The 22,044-nt window shown below is 35.3% G+C and carries 20 protein-coding genes; 17 read left to right on the forward strand and 3 right to left on the reverse strand.

Features of this window, described 5'->3' with window-relative positions; genetic code table 11:
- The 4 genes from EKL96_RS00345 (at position 1) to EKL96_RS00360 (ending at position 4,044) form a co-directional block, all read left to right on the forward strand.
- Positions 1-981: an electron transfer flavoprotein subunit alpha/FixB family protein gene (locus EKL96_RS00345; protein ID WP_126457448.1), complete on the forward strand. Its 981-nt coding sequence runs from the start codon at positions 1-3 to the stop codon at positions 979-981.
- Between the two features lie 138 nt (positions 982-1,119).
- Positions 1,120-1,749 (forward strand): bifunctional nuclease family protein, encoded by a 630-nt coding sequence (locus EKL96_RS00350; RefSeq protein WP_126452972.1) that lies wholly within the window; start codon positions 1,120-1,122, stop codon positions 1,747-1,749.
- Positions 1,750-1,902: 153 nt separating this feature from the next.
- Complete coding sequence (locus EKL96_RS00355) at positions 1,903-3,207, forward strand: metal-dependent hydrolase family protein (RefSeq protein WP_126457449.1); 1,305 nt, start codon at positions 1,903-1,905, stop codon at positions 3,205-3,207.
- 12 nt (positions 3,208-3,219) lie between these two features.
- Entirely contained in the window at positions 3,220-4,044 is an 825-nt protein-coding gene (locus tag EKL96_RS00360) for a thymidylate synthase (protein WP_126457450.1), read from the forward strand.
- Positions 4,045-4,066: 22 nt separating this feature from the next.
- Here the strand turns inward: EKL96_RS00360 and EKL96_RS00365 are convergent, their stop codons facing one another.
- Positions 4,067-4,363 carry an isoamylase early set domain-containing protein gene (locus tag EKL96_RS00365; RefSeq protein ID WP_126457451.1) on the reverse strand — a complete coding sequence of 99 codons (297 nt, stop codon included), beginning with the start codon at positions 4,361-4,363 and terminating at the stop codon, positions 4,067-4,069.
- 238 nt (positions 4,364-4,601) lie between these two features.
- Between EKL96_RS00365 and EKL96_RS00370 the strand changes: the two genes are divergently transcribed.
- The 4 genes from EKL96_RS00370 to EKL96_RS00390 all read left to right on the forward strand — a co-directional run bounded on the left by EKL96_RS00370 (position 4,602) and on the right by EKL96_RS00390 (position 7,454).
- Entirely contained in the window at positions 4,602-4,934 is a 333-nt protein-coding gene (locus EKL96_RS00370; protein WP_126457452.1) for a 2TM domain-containing protein, read from the forward strand.
- 2 nt (positions 4,935-4,936) lie between these two features.
- On the forward strand, positions 4,937-5,419 hold the full coding sequence (locus EKL96_RS00375) for a dihydrofolate reductase (protein WP_126457453.1): 483 nt from the start codon (positions 4,937-4,939) through the stop codon (positions 5,417-5,419).
- A 597-nt stretch (positions 5,420-6,016) separates the two neighbouring features.
- Positions 6,017-6,748, forward strand: a complete 732-nt coding sequence (gene ubiE / locus EKL96_RS00385; RefSeq protein ID WP_126457454.1) for a bifunctional demethylmenaquinone methyltransferase/2-methoxy-6-polyprenyl-1,4-benzoquinol methylase UbiE — start codon at positions 6,017-6,019, stop codon at positions 6,746-6,748.
- A 1-nt stretch (position 6,749) separates the two neighbouring features.
- Positions 6,750-7,454 (forward strand): porin family protein, encoded by a 705-nt coding sequence (locus tag EKL96_RS00390; protein ID WP_126457455.1) that lies wholly within the window; start codon positions 6,750-6,752, stop codon positions 7,452-7,454.
- A 53-nt stretch (positions 7,455-7,507) separates the two neighbouring features.
- Here EKL96_RS00390 and EKL96_RS00395 read toward each other — a convergent pair whose 3' ends face one another.
- Positions 7,508-8,233 (reverse strand): TrmH family RNA methyltransferase, encoded by a 726-nt coding sequence (locus EKL96_RS00395; RefSeq protein WP_126457456.1) that lies wholly within the window; start codon positions 8,231-8,233, stop codon positions 7,508-7,510.
- A gap of 37 nt (positions 8,234-8,270) precedes the next feature.
- On the opposite strand from EKL96_RS00395, the gene EKL96_RS00400 reads away from it, so the two are divergent.
- The 3 genes from EKL96_RS00400 (at position 8,271) to accD (ending at position 12,928) form a co-directional block, all read left to right on the forward strand.
- Positions 8,271-10,838: a BamA/TamA family outer membrane protein gene (locus tag EKL96_RS00400; RefSeq protein WP_126457457.1), complete on the forward strand. Its 2,568-nt coding sequence runs from the start codon at positions 8,271-8,273 to the stop codon at positions 10,836-10,838.
- 59 nt (positions 10,839-10,897) lie between these two features.
- Positions 10,898-11,965: a class II fructose-bisphosphate aldolase gene (gene fbaA / locus EKL96_RS00405; RefSeq protein WP_126457458.1), complete on the forward strand. Its 1,068-nt coding sequence runs from the start codon at positions 10,898-10,900 to the stop codon at positions 11,963-11,965.
- Positions 11,966-12,073: 108 nt separating this feature from the next.
- The gene (accD, locus tag EKL96_RS00410; RefSeq protein WP_126457459.1) at positions 12,074-12,928 is read left to right on the forward strand and encodes an acetyl-CoA carboxylase, carboxyltransferase subunit beta; all 855 of its coding nucleotides are present in this window, start codon (positions 12,074-12,076) and stop codon (positions 12,926-12,928) included.
- A gap of 155 nt (positions 12,929-13,083) precedes the next feature.
- On the opposite strand, the gene EKL96_RS00415 is transcribed toward accD, so the two are convergent.
- Entirely contained in the window at positions 13,084-14,334 is a 1,251-nt protein-coding gene (locus EKL96_RS00415; protein ID WP_126457460.1) for an ABC transporter permease, read from the reverse strand.
- Positions 14,335-14,531: 197 nt separating this feature from the next.
- Between EKL96_RS00415 and purH the strand changes: the two genes are divergently transcribed.
- The 6 genes from purH to rodA all read left to right on the forward strand — a co-directional run bounded on the left by purH (position 14,532) and on the right by rodA (position 21,757).
- Entirely contained in the window at positions 14,532-16,058 is a 1,527-nt protein-coding gene (gene purH, locus EKL96_RS00420; RefSeq protein ID WP_126457461.1) for a bifunctional phosphoribosylaminoimidazolecarboxamide formyltransferase/IMP cyclohydrolase, read from the forward strand.
- A gap of 53 nt (positions 16,059-16,111) precedes the next feature.
- On the forward strand, positions 16,112-17,140 hold the full coding sequence (locus tag EKL96_RS00425; protein ID WP_126452939.1) for a rod shape-determining protein: 1,029 nt from the start codon (positions 16,112-16,114) through the stop codon (positions 17,138-17,140).
- A 106-nt stretch (positions 17,141-17,246) separates the two neighbouring features.
- Complete coding sequence (gene mreC / locus EKL96_RS00430) at positions 17,247-18,071, forward strand: rod shape-determining protein MreC (RefSeq protein ID WP_126457462.1); 825 nt, start codon at positions 17,247-17,249, stop codon at positions 18,069-18,071.
- Positions 18,064-18,570 carry a rod shape-determining protein MreD gene (locus EKL96_RS00435; RefSeq protein WP_126457463.1) on the forward strand — a complete coding sequence of 169 codons (507 nt, stop codon included), beginning with the start codon at positions 18,064-18,066 and terminating at the stop codon, positions 18,568-18,570. The genes mreC and EKL96_RS00435 overlap by 8 nt, the downstream gene beginning before the upstream one ends.
- Complete coding sequence (gene mrdA / locus EKL96_RS00440; RefSeq protein ID WP_126457464.1) at positions 18,567-20,516, forward strand: penicillin-binding protein 2; 1,950 nt, start codon at positions 18,567-18,569, stop codon at positions 20,514-20,516. Before EKL96_RS00435 ends, mrdA begins: the two co-directional genes overlap by 4 nt.
- Positions 20,517-20,521: 5 nt before the next feature.
- Positions 20,522-21,757: a rod shape-determining protein RodA gene (rodA, locus tag EKL96_RS00445; RefSeq protein WP_126457465.1), complete on the forward strand. Its 1,236-nt coding sequence runs from the start codon at positions 20,522-20,524 to the stop codon at positions 21,755-21,757.
- The last annotated feature ends 287 nt before the right edge of the window (positions 21,758-22,044 follow it).

Here is a 22,044-nt window from a genome sequence, read left to right on the forward strand (position 1 = left end):
ATGTCAATATTAATATACGCGGAATACGCTCCCGACGCTTCGGGAGGAAAATTTAAAAAAGTAGCATTCGAATTGGCTTCCTATGCAAAAAAAGTAGCCGAAAGTCTAGGAACCACTGTTACGGCTGTAACCGTAAATGCTGGAGATGTTTCGGAATTATCAAAATACGGAGTAGACAAAGTATTAAAAGTAACCAACGATAAATTATCCGGGTTTACTGCAAAAGCATACGCTGATGTGATCAAACAAGCCGCTCAAAAAGAAAACGTAAAGTTAGTTTTACTTTCATCCACTACAGACAGTATTTATCTTTCCTCACTTGTTGCAGTAGCTTTAGAAGCCGGTTATGCGTCAAATGTGGTTGGATTACCAGTTTCAACGTCGCCTTTTCAAGTAAAAAGAAATGCTTTTTCAAACAAAGCGTTCAATATCACTGAAATTGCCACAGACGTAAAAGTACTTGGGCTTGCCAAAAACTCGTATGGGGTTTTTGAAACACCTTCAACATTAACCGAGGAAGATTTTAACCCAAATATTGGAGAAGCTGATTTTGGTGTAAAAGTAGAATCAGTTGAAAAAGTTTCTGGAAAAGTTTCAATCGCTGATGCGGATATTGTAGTGTCGGCTGGACGCGGATTGAAAGGTCCGGAAAACTGGGGAATGGTAGAGGAGTTAGCAACTGTTCTTGGCGCTGCAACTGCTTGTTCAAAACCAGTTTCTGATTTAGGATGGAGACCTCACGGAGAACACGTTGGACAAACAGGAAAACCGGTAGCTACAAACCTTTATATTGCAATTGGAATTTCAGGAGCGATTCAACACATTGCGGGAATCAACTCTTCTAAAGTAAAAGTGGTCATCAACAGTGATCCCGAAGCGCCTTTTTTCAAAGTAGCGGATTACGGAATTGTAGGTGACGCGTTTGAAATCGTACCACAATTAATTGAAAAATTTAAAGCTTTCAAAGCTCACAATTCATAAATTATAGCATCCCATTAATTTAAATGCTACTTAAAAACAAGATATTTGTATCTTTGCTTTTAAGTAGCATTTCTTTTTTATAATTGCTGCTTAATTTTTATTAAAAAAAGTACCTCGTACTTTCCCATTACATCAATTATGAGCTTAGTTAAACTATCTATAAAAGGAATTTCATACAGTCAAACTCAAAACGGAGCCTACGCATTAATCTTGAATGAGGTTGACGGAGAACGAAAATTACCCATTGTCATTGGTGCTTTTGAAGCCCAATCCATCGCTATAGCATTGGAAAAAGAAATAAAACCACCACGTCCTCTGACCCATGATTTGTTCAAAAACTTCGCAGAACGATTTGACATTGTAGTCAAACAAGTCATTATTCACAAACTTGTGGACGGTGTTTTTTATTCGAGTATCATTTGCGAAAGGGATAAAATTGAAGAAATTATTGATGCCCGAACTTCAGACGCCATTGCGTTAGCATTGCGTTTTAACGCACCTATATTCACTTACAAAAACATTCTGGACAAAGCCGGAATTTATTTAAAATCAAATCCTTTAGATCCTAATAAAGACTCGCAGGAAATTGACGATGTACTTTCTAATCCGGACACTTTTGGTCGTGAAGAAGAAAGCAATCAATCCGGAGAAACCTATTCTAAACACAGTCTGCCGGAATTAAATGAATTGTTAGATCAAGCCGTGTCGCACGAAGATTATGAGAAAGCCGCAAAAATTAGAGATGAAATCTCAAAGAGAGAATTGTAATTGTACCCATTTTTACTTTCCGTAGGATTGAAATGAAATCAGATTGTTACTAAATTTCAAAGGATTGAATCGCTTGTTTTTGAATAAATACACTTAAATTCACCAAAAACACTTAGTACCATGTTTCTTTTATAAAATTGATAAAAATAAGCTATGAAAAAAAACCACTTCCTACTTCTCTCAACATTATTTATTTGTTCAGCTGCCTCATCCCAAGACTATTATCTGCATTGTGGAAAAATTTTAAATACACTATCAGGTAAAGAATTAACAAACCAAACGATCCTTGTTTCTAAAAACAAAATTACAAAAGTACAAGAGGGTTTTATCGCTAAAGTCAAGCCTGAAGACATTGAGATCAACCTGAAAAACAAATATGTTTTACCGGGTCTTATTGACTTACATGTTCACATAGAAGGCGAACATGACACTAAGAGCTACATGTCAAAATATATAGACAACGAAGCTGATGTTGCATTTCAAGCCGTTCGATGTGCCGAAATCACTCTTCTAGCCGGATTCACTACGGTGAGGGATTTAGGTGGAACCGGAGTAAATATCTCCATAAGAAATGCCATCAATAAAGGAATCGTAAAAGGTCCTCGAATTTTTACTGCCGGAAAATCAATTGCTACAACAGGCGGTCATGCAGATCCTACTAACGGAAGCAACCGAAAACTGGTAGGCGATCCAGGTCCACATGAAGGCGTAATCAATTCTCCAGAAGAAGGAGTAAAAGCAGTGAGAGAGCGTTATAAAGAAGGAGCTGATGTTATTAAAATTACAGCTACAGGTGGTGTTTTGAGCGTGGCAAAAAGCGGTAAAAATCCGCAGTTCTCTCTAGAGGAAATTAAAGCCATCACCACAACAGCCAAAGATTACAACATGCTCACCGCTGCCCATGCCCATGGCGACGAAGGAATGCAAAGAGCCATATTGGGCGGTATAAAAACCATTGAGCACGGCACCTTTATGAGTGAAGAGACAATGGAATTAATGAAAAAATACGATGCTTATTTAGTTCCTACCTTAACGGCTGGAAAAGAAGTAGAAAAAAATGCAGAAATTACTGGTTTTTATCCTGACATCGTAGTTCCAAAGGCCAGAGAAGTTGGCCCACAACTGAAAGCTACTTTTGCCAAGGCGTATAAAAAAGGAGTCCAAATTGCTTTTGGAACTGATGCCGGCGTTTTTGCTCATGGTACAAATGCAAAAGAATTTGGATATATGGTTGAAGCCGGAATGCCTGCATTAGCCGCGATACAATCAGCAACGATTACGAATGCTATGTTATTAGGGCTTGAAAATGAAGCAGGTCAAATCAAAGAAAACTTTTTGGCAGACATCATTGCAGTGGATGAAAATCCTTTGAATGCGATCAAAACTCTGGAAAAGGTCGTATTTGTAATGAAAGACGGAAAAGTATATAAAAACGAACAACCGCTTACCGCACAATAGAATCAAGAGACAATGAAGCAATATTTAGATTTAGTACAACACGTAATGAAAAACGGTTGTCAAAAAGGAGATCGTACGGGAACCGGGACAAAAAGTGTCTTTGGTTACCAAATGCGTTTTGACTTAAATGAAGGTTTCCCGATGGTCACTACTAAAAAACTACACCTAAAATCCATTATCTACGAATTGCTTTGGTTCTTAAAAGGAGACACAAATATTAAGTATCTTCAAGAAAACGGCGTTAAAATTTGGGATGCTTGGGCTGATGCCAATGGAAATTTAGGACCTGTTTACGGCCACCAATGGCGCAATTGGAATAGTGAAGAAATTGATCAAATATCGGAATTAATTAAAGAGTTAAAAACGAATCCTAACAGCCGTAGAATGCTGGTTTCAGCATGGAATCCTTCGGTTCTGCCTGACACGACAAAATCATTTGACGAAAATGTAAGCAACAATAAAGCCGCCTTGCCGCCTTGTCATGCGTTCTTTCAGTTTTATGTTTCTGAGGGTAAGCTATCTTGTCAGTTGTACCAGCGAAGCGCTGATATTTTTTTAGGAGTTCCTTTTAATATCGCTTCGTATGCGTTACTCACCATGATGATTGCACAGGTTTGTGATCTAGAACCTGGTGAATTCATTCACACTTTTGGCGATGCACATATCTATAACAACCATTTTGAACAACTGGAATTGCAATTGACCCGTGAGCCAAAACCATTACCAAAAATGATTTTAAATCCCAATATAAAAGACATCTTCGCGTTTGGTTTTGAAGATTTTACCCTTGAAGGCTATGAACCTCATGCCGCGATAAAAGGAAGTGTTGCGGTATAAAACAATAAAAAACGGTGTTTAGCTATACTACTAAAACACCGTTTTCATTTCCTGCAAACGCATTCCATTTGAAAGAATCTGCCTCTGGCTCATTGACAAATACACCATCGATAACGTATTTGAATTCGTAAGCGGCGTCTTTGGCCACATCAAATACCCCCTTGAAAGTTCCATTTTTTAATTTGCTTAAAACCCCTTCAACAACATTCCAATTGTTGAAATCACCCACAACAGAAGCATGACTTGCTGCCTTTGCCGCTACCGAAAAAGTAACTTTACAAACTGGCTTTGTTTTTACAAATTGTTTTTTAATCGGCATAACATATTCATTTATAGGTTTATAAAACAAAGTAAATGTAATATATTGAAGTTTCAATGGCTCCTGTGAAGTTTTAATGGAATGCCGTAAACTATGTTAATTTTTGATAAATTCAATAATTTAAAGGATCGTAAATTTACTATTCAAAAATCAGAATACGTTTTCTGTTGAAATAATCCTGAGGCAAAATAGTGACTTTGCAAAATAAATTTTACCTTTATAAACTAAAATCAGAGCGATGGAAAAAGAATTACACGAACAATATGAATATGCAAGACGAAGAATAAAACAAAAGAAACGATTGTATTTTCATTTTGTTCTTTTTGTATTGGGAAGTTTATTGCTATTTGTTGCTCATAATTTCCTTGATAGTACGGTAGTCTCGTATTGGTATCTTTGGGTTATTACAATATGGCTATTCCTTTTTATTTTGCATTTTATAAAAATTTTCATCACGGATCGATTTATGAATAAAGATTGGGAAAGAGAACAAATAGACCGCCTGGTCGCTTTGCAAAAAAAGAAAATAGACCAATTACAGACGCAAGTATCTAACGACGACCCTAAATAATTATGATAGTAATGATTGCGGCCGTAGCCGAGAATAATACGCTAGGAAAAAACAATGAATTAATCTGGCATTTGCCCAACGATTTTAAAAGATTCAAATCACTTACTTCCGGGCATCATATCATAATGGGGAGAAAAACATTTGAAAGTTTTCCCAAACCATTACCAAACAGAACCCACATCATAATCACCCGACAAAAAGAGTATCACGCTGAAGGATGCATAATTGTTGATAGTATTGAAAAAGCACTAGAAGTTTGTCCAAAAGACCAAGACACCTTTATAATTGGTGGCGGCGAAATTTATACTTTGGGACTTCCTTTTACTGATAAAATAGAAATCACACGGGTACATCACTCCTTTGAAGGCGATGCCAGATTCCCTGCGATTAATGAGTCCGAATGGAAAATAATAGTTTCGGAATTTAATGAGAAGGATGAAAAGCATCTTTACGATTATTCCTACCAGACATTCGTTAGGAAATAAAATAAAAAAACATCCTTTTGGGGATGTTTTTTTTTAACCATTGATTAAGAGCAATGACCTAGTCTTGAAACAGTATTTGATAAACTAATATAAAAATTACAAACACTAGTAACACTCCAGAAACGAAGATTATAATGTTTGATGTTTTTTGAGAATACATCTCAAAAAAGCCTTTAATACCAAATACCACGAAGGTACTAAAGACGAAAAAAATTAAAATTTCCAAAAACAAATTTAATCCTAAGAACGTATGATGCGCTTTAACTACAATACTGCCTTGTAAAACAGCATTTTCAAAACAGCTAACAAGAACAAATGAGATAAATAGCGCTAAAAATATCCATTTGATTAGGTTCACTGACTCTTTTTTAATCATTTAATATGGTTCTTTCTTGAATACCAAATTTGCGCAATAAAAATCGGAGATACAATACCCACTTTTAGTGATATTTCAAATAAAAAAATGTTTCTTATTTTAACGGACTTAGTCTTATTTAATACGCAAAAAATCATTCCGGCACATAAAACAAAACTTGCTTCTAATTTAAAGAACTCGTTTTTAGTTCATCCCGTTTGTATTATATTTGCATAAAAAAAATGTCAGAAAAGATAACTCCTTATAAAGGTTCTGCCTTAGGTAAAAAAGAACAGGTTGCTCAAATGTTTGACACCATTTCAGGCAACTATGATAAATTGAATCGTGTCATTTCTTTTGGAATTGATATAAAATGGCGTAAAAAAGTTTTGCAGATGGTTGCGAAATCCAATCCAAAAATAATCCTGGATATTGCTACGGGCACCGGAGATTTAGCGATTTTAATGGCACAAACCAATGCTGAAAAAATCATTGGCTTAGACATATCTGCCGGAATGCTGGAAGTTGGCGTCCAAAAAATTGCTGCCAAAAACCTTACTGCTACTATTGAAATGATTTTGGGCGACTCAGAAAACATGCCTTTTGAAGACAATTATTTTGATGCGATTACCGTTGCTTTTGGTGTTCGAAATTTTGAAACGCTGGAAAAAGGATTAGCTGAAATTTTAAGAGTTTTAAAACCAAATGGTGTATTTGTAATTTTAGAAACGTCAGTGCCAGACCAAACGCCTTACAAACAAGGCTATACTTTTTACAGTCAAAACATCCTGCCTTTGATAGGTAAATTATTCTCTAAGGATAACGTTGCCTACGGTTATTTATCTGAATCAGCTGCCGCTTTTCCTTATGGTGAGGCGTTAAACAATATTTTAAGAGAAATTGGGTTTATAGATGTTGTAGCATTACCGCAAACCTTTGGTGTGGCCACCATTTACTCAGCTTCTAAAAAATAACATGAAAAAAATAATTGCCTTACTCTTTTTTGCTTTTATTCTAAACGGATACGCCCAAAAGTCTCGAACTATTTTCAGCAAAGATCCCATTGTTAATTTGGAAAATTTTCAAAAAAAGAAAGTTTATTATGGCTTTTACTTAGGATTCAATTCCTATGATTTTAAAATTGATTATAAAATGAAAGGCCCTGATATACTGGTCAAAAAAACAACCGGTTTCAATGTGGGAATTATTGGTGATGTAAAATTACAGGAATACATTAACTTGCGATTTGAACCTGGATTGTATTACACAAAAAGAGACTTGTATTACCCTAATTTTTCAAACAGTGGCGATGCGCTTAGAGAAGTGAACAGCACGTACATTCATTTTCCTTTATTGTTGAAATTTTCCTCCCTAAGAACGGGCAATATTCGCCCCTATTTAGTGGGAGGATTGTCAGCTACTTTAAACTTATCCAGCAACTCTAAGTTGATGGATGATAATTTGCAGGAACGCTTTCGAGTTAAATCATGGACTACTAATTATGAATTAGGCTTTGGAATTGACCTTTTTTCCGAATATTTTATATTTTCGCCTTCCATAAGAGGTGTTTTTGGACTTAATGACGAACTAATTAGAGACAATGACCCCAGCAGTCCTTGGACAGGAAACATTGAAGCCTTAAAGACCAGAGCCATTTTAATTAATTTTACTTTCCATTAAAAAGTAGTTTGGCCGTTTTAAGTTCTCCCGTAAACTATGACTGCGCGTTGCTATCAGCCTCTACAAAACTCACTTAAGACAATTGCTGTTGCTGCAGCCACATTCAGACTTTCCGTTTTTTGAAGATTCCCAAAACGAGGAATTGTGAGTCGGTTGTGGACCTCATTTTCAAGAGCCGGAGAAATTCCATTAGCTTCATTCCCCATGATAATAATTCCCTGTTGAGGAAGAGTTGCTTTATAAATATTTTCTCCATCCATGAAGGTCCCAAAAATTGGAAGTTTTGTCTGCGCTAAAAAAACATTCAAATCAACATAATTAACATTCACCCGGGCAATGGAACCCATGGTTGCTTGAACCACTTTTGGATTATACAGATCCACCGTTTCCTTTGAACACAAGACTTGTTGTATCCCAAACCAGTCACACAAACGCAATATAGTCCCTAAATTTCCAGGATCCCGAATAGAATCAAGCGCTAGAATCAAACCGGTTTCAGTAATTGATTTTTCTACTGGCATCTTAAAAACGGCTAAACACGTATTCGGAGTAGCCAATGCTGTAACTTTTTTTAAATCATTTTCTGAAATAATGGTTTTTTTTTCTTGGCTTACCGAATCAAAATCATTTTGGGTGGTAAACAAATGTTCCAATTCAAAATTAGAATCCAATAGTTCCTCAATTCCTTTGACACCTTCGGCAAAAAATAATTTATTGGCTATCCTATATTTTTTTTGCTGCAAACTCGTTATAAGCTTTATTTGGTTTTTACTAACCATAAAATAATGTACTTTTGAATTAAATATTTTAGAACACTTGAAAAAAATTTCTACAAAAATAACTGCATTTATTGTAATTGCAATACTAATTTGCGCTTGTGACGCTGTAAAAAGAGTTCCTGACGGGAAATTGCTGCTTACAAAAAATGAAATCGAGGCCAATGGCAAATCCATTAAGGAGGAAACTATTTTTAATCAGTTGTATCAAAAACCAAACAGTACCTTGCTGGGCTATCGTTTGCGCTTGAACCTTTACAATCTTGCCAATCTAAATCCAGATTCAACCTATCAGGCTAAGTTTGCTAACAATCCCGAAAAATACAAAAGACAATCCAAATGGCTGTCTGAAAAACAAGTCAACAGACTCGGAAAGTCTTTTTTATATTATGGCATCCATAATTTTTTAAAAAAAACAGGAGAGCCTCCTGTAATTATCGACAAAGAAAGAGCTGACAAATCAGTATTGCGATTGAAATATTACTATTTCAACAATGGCTATTTTAATGTAAATGCAAATTACAACATAGACACCCTGAGCCTTAAAAAAGCTAAAATAAAATACGCCATAACGCCCGGAAATGCCTTTTTCCTAGATACTTTAAAAACCACTATTTTAACTCCAGCATTAGACTCTTTATACCAAACCAATAAATCCAATACCTTTCTAAAATCAGGCAATCAATACAAAACAGAAGATTTTGAGAATGAAAAAAACCGAATTACCACTCATTTCAGAAATAACGGAGCCTATTATTTTCAGTCCAACTACGTTACTTTTGATATTGACACGATTAAAAAAGTAAATCAAGCAAATATAAACCTGGTCATTAATAATTATTCGTACCAAGATCAGGATTCTAGCAAAACGGTGCCTTTTAAAATTTATAAAATAAGTGATGTAAATATTTATACGGACTATTCCTCAGAGAATAACAACCGGACTATTACAGATAGTACAACCTACAAAAACTTCAATTTATACAGCCATCAAAAATTAAAATACAAACCTCGCGCGATAACTAACGCCATATTCATTACAAAGGGAGGTTTGTATGCTGATTACAAAACAGTCTTGACCACACGCTACCTGAACAACCTCAAAGTATTCAACTACCCCTCCATACAATATGAAGTTGACAAAAGAGACAGTACTGCACAATCGCTGATCGCTAAAGTATACCTGACTCCCCGCAAAAAATATAGTTTTGGGACTACACTAGATGTTACTCATTCAAACATTCAGGATTTTGGTATCGGATTGAGTGTTTCAGAAACAATCAGAAATGTTTTTAATGGTGCTGAAACACTGGAAATTGCAGCCCGTGGCAATATAGGTTCCTCACAAGATCTTGCCAATCCAAATAATAATTTTTTTAATGTATCCGAGTACGGGTTGGATTTAAAATTAAATATTCCTAGAATTTTCATTCCCTTTAGCACTGAAAAAATCATTCCAAAAAGCATGATTCCCTCCACACTAATCACAGTCGGTTTTGCAAAACAAAGAAATCTGGGGTTAGACAAAGAAAATTTCACGGGAGCACTATCGTACAATTGGACTCCAAAAAGAAACCATACTGCCCGATTTGACCTGTTCAACACCCAGTTTGTTCGCAATCTAAATCCCAATAATTATTTCTTTGTTTACAACTCTTCTTACAGAGCATTGAATGCCATAGGGAAGCAATACAACACCAACCCTAACTACTACAACAATGATATCGATAGGAATTTAGTCATTGAAAGAGGCACAACTGGATTTACCCGTGATGTCTTATCAGGCAATGCGAGTTTCTTAAAACCATTAGAAAGTGCTGATATAGAAAGTGTAAAAAGCATTGAGGAAAGAAGACTCCGACTTACGGAAAACGATTTTATACTCGCTACAAGTTTTACGTTTTCAAAAACAACAAAGAAAGACTTATTAGACAATGATTTTTATCTCTTTAGAACAAAAATAGAATCAGCGGGAACACTATTGTCAGCTTTTGCAAAAACGACAAATCAAAAAGAAAATGTCACCGGTAATTATGAGATATTTAATTTAGAATACTCTGAATACCTAAAAACAGAATTTGAATACATCAAACATTGGGATTTATCTAAAGAAAAGATCTTTGCCTTTCGATCCTTTTTTGGTATTGCAGTCCCATTTGGCAATTCAAATTACATTCCTTTTTCAAGGAGTTATTTTTCTGGGGGCTCAAATGACAACCGAGCCTGGCAACCATACAGCTTAGGTCCCGGGAGTAGCGGAGCTGTAGATGATTTTAATGAAGCCAACATGAAAATTGCCATTAGTGGTGAATTTAGATTTAAAATATTAGGCAATTTAAAAGGGGCCCTTTTTGCTGATGCCGGGAACATTTGGAACGTATTGGATAATGTGGTGGATGAGAAATCAACATTTACCAGTTTCAGCGACTTAAAAGACATTGCATTAGGCACGGGATTCGGCCTTCGATATGACCTGAGTTTTTTTGTAATTCGTTTTGATTTAGGATTTAAAACCTATAATCCTGCCAACGAAACCCGTAAAAGATGGTTTCAAGAATATAATTTTGGAAACTCTGTTTTAAATTTTGGAATAAATTACCCGTTCTAATGCTAAATAATTCTTATTTTTGCAAAACTAAAAACTAAAAAATAACTAAAAAAAACACAATGGCACATACTATTAAACCGGGCGTAGCTACAGGAGATCAAGTACAAGAAATTTTCAATTACGCAAAAGAAAAAGGATTTGCACTTCCGGCAGTAAACGTTACTGGATCAAATACAATCAATGGTGTCCTTGAAACTGCAGCAAAACTTAATGCTCCTGTTATCATTCAGTTTTCTAATGGAGGAGCACAATTTAATGCAGGTAAAGGACTTTCGAATGTTGGTGAAAAAGCAGCTATAGCTGGCGGAATTGCTGGTGCATTACATATTCATACTTTGGCGGAAGCTTACGGAGCAACCGTAATACTGCACACGGATCATTGTGCGAAAAAATTATTACCTTGGATAGACGGCCTATTAGATGCTTCCGAAGCACATTTTGCTAAAACCGGAAAACCATTGTTTTCGTCTCACATGATTGATTTATCTGAAGAGCCTATCGAAGAAAACATCGAAATTTGCAAAGGCTATTTAGAACGAATGAGTAAAATGGGAATGACATTAGAGATCGAACTTGGAATCACAGGTGGTGAAGAAGATGGTGTAGACAACTCTGATGTTGATAGTTCTAAATTATATACACAACCGGAAGAAGTTGCTTACGCATACGAAGAACTTTCAAAAGTAAGCCCAAGATTTACAATTGCTGCTGCTTTTGGAAACGTACATGGAGTGTACAAACCCGGAAATGTAAAATTGACTCCAAAAATCTTGAAAAATTCTCAGGATTTTGTTCAAAATAAATTCAATACAGGATCTAATCCAGTAGATTTCGTTTTCCACGGTGGTTCTGGTTCTACATTAGAAGAAATAAGAGAAGGGATCAGCTACGGGGTAATAAAAATGAATATCGATACTGATTTGCAATTTGCATTTACAGAAGGAATTCGTGATTACATGGTTAAAAATATTGACTATTTGAAAACTCAAATTGGAAACCCAGAAGGCGCTGATGTTCCAAACAAAAAACATTACGACCCAAGAAAATGGTTGCGTGAAAGTGAAGTTACTTTCAACACAAGACTTGAGCAAGCATTTGCTGACTTGAACAATGTGAATACATTATAAAAATAGTGGTCCGTTTTTAGTGTTCAGATCTCAAATGCTGATAATGGAACACTAAAACTGATTACAAAACACTGAATACCTGATTACTGAACACTGAATACTAAAGAAATGGCTTGGTTTAAAAGAAAAGAAAAAGGGATTACTACCGCTACCGAAGACAAAATGGATATTCCAAAAGGACTTTGGTACAAATCTCCAACCGGAAAAATCATTGATGCCGATGAACTAGCTCGCAACTTATTTGTGAGTCCCGAAGATGGTTTTCATGTCAGAATTGGAAGTGCTGAATATTTTCAAATCTTATTTGACAACAATGAATTTGTTGAATTAGACAAGAATATGACATCTAAAGATCCTTTGCACTTTGTTGATACCAAGAAATATGCAGATCGTTTGAAAGATGTAATGGAAAAAACCAAACTCAAGGATGCAGTACGCACGGGAGTTGGAAAATCAAAAGGTAAAGATTTAGTTATTTGCTGTATGGATTTTGCCTTCATTGGTGGTTCTATGGGTGCAGTTGTAGGTGAAAAAATAGCGAGAGGAATTGATCACGCCATCAAAAACAACATGCCCTTTGTGATGATTTCAAAATCAGGTGGAGCCAGAATGATGGAAGCTGCCTATTCTTTAATGCAATTAGCCAAAACATCTGTTAAGTTAGCACAACTTGCCGAAGCAAAACTGCCTTATATTTCGTTATGCACAGATCCAACAACTGGAGGAACAACTGCTTCCTACGCGATGCTAGGTGACATCAACATATCTGAACCAGGCGCATTAATAGGATTTGCTGGCCCAAGGGTAGTACGAGACACAACTGGTAAAGATTTACCAGAAGGTTTTCAGACTGCTGAGTTTTTACTCGAACATGGCTTCTTAGACTTTATCACACCAAGAAAAGAATTGAAAGACAAGATCAACTTGTACATTGATTTGATTCAGAACAATGATATTCGATAAATAAAATCCCAAGCAATTGGGATTTTATATTTGCGCTACATTCTCTTTATACCAAACAAAACAGCTTCCAAAAAAATATTGGAAGCTGTTTTTTGTTATGCCATTATATTTAAAATTAAGTGTTTACAAAAAAGGATTACACAAACCTGAGTTTTTTATATCCCGGTACGAATAGCCTCCACCGGATCTAATTTAGAAGCTGCAATTGCGGGTAGAATTCCGGATATTAGACCAATTATAGCCGCTAATCCTGTTCCTAGGACAATATTACCCATACTTAAGACAAACTCAAAGTCTAAGGCTTTTGTTACAATAAGCGCAATAATCCAAACTAAGAGCAATCCTATCAAACCACCAATAACTGATAATATTATCGCTTCAAATAAAAACTGAAATAATATAAACTTGTTTTTGGCTCCCAATGATTTTTGGATCCCAATCAAATTCGTACGCTCTTTTACAGAAACAAACATAATATTAGCAATTCCAAAACCACCTACAAGCAGAGAAAAGCCACTGATAACCCATCCTACAAGATTCATTTGCCCAAGGATACCATCAATAAGGTCAGTAAATCCAGAAAAAACATTAATGAAAAAATTATCTATTTCACCTGCTTTCAATCCCCTAAAGCTTCTTAATTTTTGTGCTATTTCTTCTTTATAAGCTGCCATGTCAGCTCCATTTTCAGGTTTAAAAATAATAACATTTGTCAAAGCAGTATTATTATCCCCGTATAGTTGTCGCACAAAATTGACTGGAATATAAGCTGAGGTGTCATTACTATCCCCAAACAAACCCGCTCCTTGTTTCTTCAAAACCCCAATGACCGTAAAACGATTTCCATACAACCGCACGTTTTTTCCAATGGGTTCTGCATCATCAAAAAGTGATTTTGCAATTTCATTCCCCAAAACAACAACTGTAGCTCCGGAATTGGCTTCGGATTCATTGTAAAATCGTCCGCTTTCAAACTCAAGACCCTGAATATCTATAAACTCCTGAGAAACAGGAACTATATTGACATCACTAACTGTTTTTGAATCAAATTTAATAGATTCTCTTCTGATAAATATTTGATAGGCCATTTGATCCGTGTTAGTCATTGCACCTTTCATATAGGTGTATTCATCATACTTCACATTAGGAAACTGTTCTCTTTTCCATTGTGGAATTTCCGAAGGCCCGAAAGAAAATTTCATCAAATAAATCGTATTTTTATCTAAACTACTCAAATCTTTAGTGATTTTTCTGTCCAAAGAATCTACAGCAGCGAGTACCGCTATAATAGAAAAAATCCCAATAGTAACGCCTAACAAAGAAAGCAGCGTTCGTAACTTATTGTTGCGCAATGCATTCATCGCAAAGCTAAAACTCTCTTTTAATAATCGAAGGTAAACTAACATACAATCTATTTAGTGTTAAGTAAAATTCTATAAATATTAATCAGAAACCTAATGAAAAATCGTTTCGTTACATTGTGAAAGCGCTATTTTTATGTTTCCCGTTGCAATAGCCGTAAAAATTACAATTATCTCAATTTCAAATGGCTTAATTTTGACATTAAAAAACTATTTTTGCATTTTATAACTATAACTACATAATGAGCACAACTAAAACAATTCAATCTGCATTAATCTCCGTCTTTTCAAAAGAAGGATTAGAACCTATAGTAAGACAACTAAACAGTCAAAATGTTACACTTTATTCTACTGGAGGGACTGAGGATTTTATAAAAAATTTAGGAATTCCCGTAATACCCGTTGAAGATGTGACCTCTTACCCTTCTATTTTGGGTGGAAGAGTAAAAACATTACACCCAAAAGTCTTTGGTGGAATACTAAATCGCCAAGATAATGAGAGTGATGCACAACAAATGCTAGAATTCAACATTCCACAAATTGATTTAGTCATTGTTGACTTATATCCTTTTGAAAAAACGGTTGCTTCAGGAGCAAGTGAAGCAGACATCATTGAAAAAATAGATATTGGTGGTATTTCTTTAATTCGTGCTGCTGCAAAAAACTTCAAGGATACCGTAATTGTGGCTTCGGTAGATCAATACGGCTTGCTTTTAGATTTAATTATCGATCAAAATGGCGCCACAACATTGGAAGACCGAAAATTATTGGCAACAAAAGCATTTCATGTTTCATCGCATTATGACACTGCAATTTTCAATTATTTTAATACTGACGAAACCATTTACAAAGAAAGTATTCCTAACGGTCAAGTGCTGAGATACGGTGAAAACCCACATCAAAAAGGATTTTTCTTTGGAGATTTTGAGGCCATGTTCAACAAAGTGCACGGAAAAGAATTATCATACAATAATTTGTTGGATGTAGATGCGGCTGTAAATTTGATAGCTGAATTCAACAATGACGGCCCTACATTTGCCATATTAAAACACAACAACGCTTGTGGTTTAGCGACACGAACAACTATTACTGAGGCCTATTTAGCCGCATTAGCTTGTGACCCGACATCTGCATTTGGAGGTGTTTTAATTTCCAATACTAAAATTGATGCAGCGACTGCAACAGAGATAAACAAATTATTTTGTGAGGTGGTCATTGCCCCCGAATATGATACTGAGGCCCTGACTATTTTACAAGAAAAGAAAAACCGAATCCTATTAGTTCAGAACGAGGTTGCGTTACCCCAAAAAACGGCACGAACCTGCTTGAACGGACTTTTAATTCAAGAAAGAAATACGGTAACTGACAATAAAGAAGCCTTAAAAACCGTTACCATAACAGCTCCTACTGAACAGGAAATTCAGGATTTAATTTTCGCTTCCAAAATTTGTAAAAACACCAAATCAAACACGATTGTTTTTGCTAAAAACGGAACACTTATTGCATCCGGTACAGGACAAACATCCAGAGTTGATGCCTTAGTACAGGCGATAGAAAAAGCTAAAAATTTTGGATTTGACTTACATGGAGCCTCAATGGCAAGTGATGCATTTTTCCCTTTCCCAGACTGTGTTGAAATAGCTAAAAAAGCAGGTATTACTGCGGTAATTCAGCCAGGCGGATCCATCAAAGACAATTTGAGCATTGACTATTGCAATGAAAATAAACTTGCAATGGTATTTACGGGAACGCGTCATTTTAAACATTAATTTGTTTAACTTTGTGCGTTTCAAATTTATAACATTTTAACCCCAAAAAATTTATGGGATTTTTTGATTTCATGACTGAGGATATCGCGATAGACCTTGGTACCGCTAATACTTTAATCATACATAATGATAAAGTTGTAATAGACAGTCCATCAATTGTTGCCAGAGACAGAGTTTCTGGTAAAATCATTGCTGTGGGCAAAGAAGCCAACTTGATGCAAGGTAAAACACATGAAAACATTAAGACAATACGCCCTTTGAAAGATGGTGTAATTGCTGATTTTGATGCTTCAGAAAAAATGATAAGTATGTTTATCAAAAGCATACCCGCGCTAAAGAAAAGAATGTTTACTCCTGCGTTAAGAATGGTCGTTTGTATTCCCTCTGGCATTACCGAAGTGGAGATGAGAGCCGTAAAAGAGTCTTGTGAAAGAGTAAACGGTAAAGAAGTATACCTAATACACGAACCTATGGCAGCAGCAATAGGTATTGGTATTGATATTATGCAACCAAAAGGAAACATGATTGTAGATATAGGTGGTGGAACAACTGAAATTGCCGTAATCGCCTTAGGTGGTATTGTTTGTGACAAATCAGTAAAAATAGCTGGTGATGTATTCACAAATGATATCGTATATTATATGCGTACCCAACACAATCTTTTTGTTGGAGAAAGTACAGCTGAAAAAATAAAAATTCAAATTGGCGCAGCAATAGAAGATTTAGAAACACCTCCTGAAGACATGTCCGTTCAAGGTAGAGATTTACTTACTGGTAAACCAAAACAGGTAGAAGTATCGTACCGAGAAATTGCAAAAGCATTAGACAAATCAATTCAAAGAATTGAAGATGCCGTTATGGAAACGTTATCACAAACTCCCCCAGAACTAGCTGCCGATATATACAACACAGGAATCTACCTTGCCGGTGGAGGCTCCATGTTAAGAGGTCTTGACAAGCGAATTTCACAAAAAACTGATTTACCAGTTTACATTGCAGAAGATCCGTTAAGAGCTGTAGTAAGAGGGACAGGAATGGCACTAAAAAACATTGCTAAATTTAAAAGTATTTTAATCAAGTAATTTGTTATAGCTACTCTTGTCAATTTACAGGACTGAGATAGCATCCAGCAACAACTATTAGATTCCAAAATAAAACAGACAGCTATTTATATTATACCGTTAGAAAATGCAGCAAATATTTAATTTTATTTTTAAAAACAGTAATCGGTTACTGTTTTTGCTGCTTTTGGGTATTTCATTATCCCTTACCATTCAATCCCACTCCTTTCACAGAAGTAAAATAATTAGTTCTGCAAATTTTCTAAGCGGAGGTGTCTATGAAAAGGTAAACAACCTTAATGAATATTTGAATTTAAAAACTGAAAATGAAGCACTCGCGCTTGAAAACGCAAAATTAAAGAGTCTTATATTTAACAAAAAAGATACCACTGCAATAAAAAAACTAGACAGTCTAAAAGGGATCGAATCAGGAGATATATTAGTATCTAAGGTAATACACAATTCTTATAGTACTCACGAAAATTATTTAACCTTAAATTCAGGAGAACTAGAAGGTGTGAAACCAGACATGGGCGTTATAAACAGCTTAGGAATTATAGGAATCATAGAAAATACCTCCCCTAATTATGCCACTGTGATTAGCATTTTAAATAAGAAATTTCAAATTAATGCTAAAATCAAAAAATCCAATCATTTTGGATCTTTGATATGGAACGGAAAAAGTACTGGCTTTGTACAATTGATAGATGTTCCTAGATTAGCCGCTATTAGAAAAGGAGATACCATTGTAACAGGGGGGCAATCTGTAATATTTCCAGAAAACATCAACATAGGAACTATTGACAAAATAGAAATAGACAATCAGACTAATTATTACACCATAAATGTTAAATTATTTAACGATATGACAAATCTAGGTCACGTTTATATTATAACGCGTAAAGATCGTGAAGAAATTATTAATTTAGAAAAAAGAAATAAGGATGAATAGCGCACTATTAGTCAATATTTCCCGATTCCTTTTGTTATTAGCAATTCAGATTATCATATTTAATAACATGAATTTTTTTGGGTATATAAGCCCATTTCCTTATGTGTTATTTATCATACTTTATCCCGTAAATGGAAATAAATCAGGACTACTAATTGCTAGTTTTTTACTAGGCCTTATCATGGATATGTTCAGTAATTCTGGAGGAACACATGCGACCGCTTGCTTAGTATTAGCCTACTTTAGACCTTCTGTTTTTAAGTTCTCCTTTGGGTTAAGTTATGAATACCAAACTATAAAACTGAATGATGTATTAACCCCAGAAAGATTTTCTTTTTTATTACTATCGGTTACCATTCATCATTTTACGATGTTTTTGCTGGAAGCTTTTCAATTTAGCTTTATTTTAGATGTCGTATTACGAACTTTATTGAGTACCATATTCACACTCCTTATTTGCATAATTATAATATACCTTATTAAGCCTAATAAAAGATGAGAAAAGCACTATTGCCTTCCCTAATCATTCTTGCTACTTCTTTACTAATATTGCGTATTTTTTATTTGCAAATAGTGGATGACACCTTAAAGTTAAAATCTGAAAATAACGCAATTAAAAAAAAATATGAATATCCTGAAAGAGGCTACATCTATGACCGTAAAGGCGTATTAATGGTTGCGAACCAAGCATCTTATGACATTATGGTCATTCCTAGAGAATTAAAAAACACAGATACTTTAGAACTTTGTCAATTGTTGAAAATTTCAAAAGAAGATTTCATTAAAAGAATTGAAAAAGCTAGAATATATAGTCCGCGGTTACCCTCTGTTTTTTTATCACAATTGAATAAAAGTGAATTTGCAGCTTTTCAAGAAAAAATAAGAAAATATGAAGGTTTTTATTTTCAAAAACGTTCCCTTCGTGATTATGAAGTAAATTTTGGAGCCAATGTTTTTGGGGGCATCACTCAGGTAAATGAAAAACTAGTAGCCAAAAATCCATATTACAATAGCGGTGATTTAATTGGAAGACAGGGAGTTGAAGAAAGCTATGAAGATCTTTTACGCGGGGTAAAAGGGGTTAAATACATTCAAAAAGACAAATACAATAGGGAAATTGGCTCCTATAAAGAAGGGAAATACGACACTATAGCCGTGCAAGGAGAAGATATAAATCTTACTATTGACGCCGAACTTCAAAAATACGGAGAGGAATTGATGATTAATAAAAGAGGCGGAATTGTTGCTATAGAACCTCGCACTGGCGAAATACTAGCACTGGTAACCGCTCCTTCTTATGATCCAGGAATATTGGTAGGAAGACAACGCTCTAAAAACTACACCCAACTATACCATGATTCAATAGCAAAGCCACTGTATGACAGAGGATTACTAGCTGAATATCCGCCAGGATCACCGTTTAAAATTTTAACTGGCTTAGTTGCTCTACAAGAAGGTGTAATAGATGAAAACACAAGCGTATCCTGCAATAATGGTTTTAGTTATGCAAGAGGTCGATTTATGAGATGCCATTGTAGAGGAGGTTCTCTTCAGCTGCACAGAGGTATATATGAATCTTGCAATTCCTATTTTGCCACAGCGTATATGAAGACAATAAACAAATATACAAAACCGGCCACAGCTGTTGATGTTTGGAGCAACCACATAAAAAGCTTTGGACTGGGACAATTTATGGGATATGACTTACCAACAGGTAAAAGAGGAAATATTCCGGATTCTAAAACATACAAACGCATCTATCCAAATGGAGGGTGGAGAAGTACCACGATCGTTTCTAATTCAATAGGACAGGGCGAAGTTCTAATGACACCCATACAACTTGCTAACATGATGGCAACTGTTGCAAATGAAGGTTATTATTACACCCCTCACATCATCAAAAAAATTGAAGGCCACAAAATTGATAAAAAATTCACGACAAAACACACCACTACCATCGACAAAAAACACTTCAAACCCATAATTAGCGGTTTGTTTGATGTGTACAACATGGGGACTGCTAGCGCACTTAAAGTCGAAGGAATAGATATTTGTGGTAAAACCGGTACAGCTGAAAATTTTGCTAAAATTGGAGGCAAAAGAATTCAACTTAAAGATCATTCCATATTTGTAGCTTTTGCACCAAAAGACAATCCGAAAATTGCCATTGCTATCATGGTTGAAAATGGGGGCTTTGGATCAACAATAGCGGGACCAATTGCCAGTTTGATGATTGAAAAATACCTAAGACAAAAAATCACAAGGATAGATCTGGAAAAAAGAATACTTGCAACCAGCTTACAAAGTCAATATGCCAAATTAGGTGGACTTTCTGACGCAGTCAAATTGCAATTACGCATTAGTGACTCGCTTTTAAATAAAAAGACAATTCCTGCCGTAAGGATTAAAACAGATACCTCAAAAGTAAAAAAACAAGTTATTTAATTGCAATGAAAAACCAAAGTATCACAAATAATATTGATTGGATAAGCATAATCATCTATGCGGTATTAGTTATTTTGGGCTGGTTAAATATCTATTCCTCCTCGATGTCATCGATGCAAGACACCTATGAAAAACAACTGATCTTCATCGTATTGACCATTCCATTAATATTCATAATACTCTCGGTTGACGGGAAATTTTATGAGAAATATGCGAGTATCATCTTTGGAGTATCACTACTCACATTAGCCGGGCTGTTTTTATTTGGCAAAACAATTGCTGGTCAACGTTGCTGGTATGCTATTGGAAGCTTCACGATCCAGCCTTCTGAATTTGCAAAAGCAGCCACTTCATTAGCATTAGCCAAATATTTGAGTGACACACAAATTAATTTAAAAGAAGTCAATAGACAAATACAGGCTCTTGCCATAATCTTCCTACCTGTGCTACTCATTTTGCCTCAGCCAGACCCTGGAAGCGCATTGATATACAGCATATTCATCATTGTTTTGTATCGTGAAGGACTTCCGGCTTGGTATGTTTGGACTGGATTTATTACAATTCTTTTATTTGTGTTTACCTTATTATTAGAACCAGAATATGTAATACTTATTGGATTAGCAATTATAATATTGGTTCATTTCAAATCAAGACTGGCAGACCGAAATATTGTTTTGAGCAGTATTATCTTTGCCCTGATTTCTGGATTTGTGCTATCTGTAGATTATGTATTTGACAACCTGTTCAAACAACATCACCGAGATCGTTTTAATATTCTTTTAGGAAAAACTGTTGACCTCAAAGGAATTGGATACAACACCAATCAATCCGAAATAGCCATAGGATCTGGAGGCTGGTTTGGAAAGGGATTCCTAGAAGGAACACAAACCAAAGGTGGTTTTGTACCGGAACAACACACGGATTACATCTTCACAACTGTAGGCGAAGAATGGGGATTTCTGGGTTCTCTGGCTGTAATCGCCCTTTTTGCCTGTTTACTTCTTCGAATAATATACCTTGCCGAAAGACAAAAAACAAAGTTTAGCAGAGTATATGGTTACTGTGTTGCAGGCGTACTTTTTACTCATTTCTTTGTAAACATAGCCATGGTAGCCGGTATTTTCCCCACCATTGGCGTACCCTTGCCTTTCTTTTCCTACGGAGGTTCCGGTCTTTGGGGATTTACAATATTGCTTTTTATATTTATAAAAATGGATGCCAATAAAGTAAATGAATGGTAATTTGACAAATTTAAGACAAAAGTAATCCACGAACCTCACTATGGATTATTACTCTTTGTTTTTGAATCAAAGACCTAAACAATAAATATATTTATCTTATTGTTACATTGAATTGAATCCTAAAGTTATACGTTAATACCAAAATTCAGATGGTAATTTGCAATAAATCCGGTCTTTTTCAGTAACATTTTAGCACACTAAATTGATAGATAAACAGCATTGATTTACTTATCTAGTCTCCTTCACTGAGTTACAAAACTCGAAAAAACAATTACCCAAATAGAAAA

Origin of the sequence: Flavobacterium sp. LS1R10, from assembly GCF_003968825.1 — a bacterium.
Taxonomy (GTDB): domain Bacteria; phylum Bacteroidota; class Bacteroidia; order Flavobacteriales; family Flavobacteriaceae; genus Flavobacterium.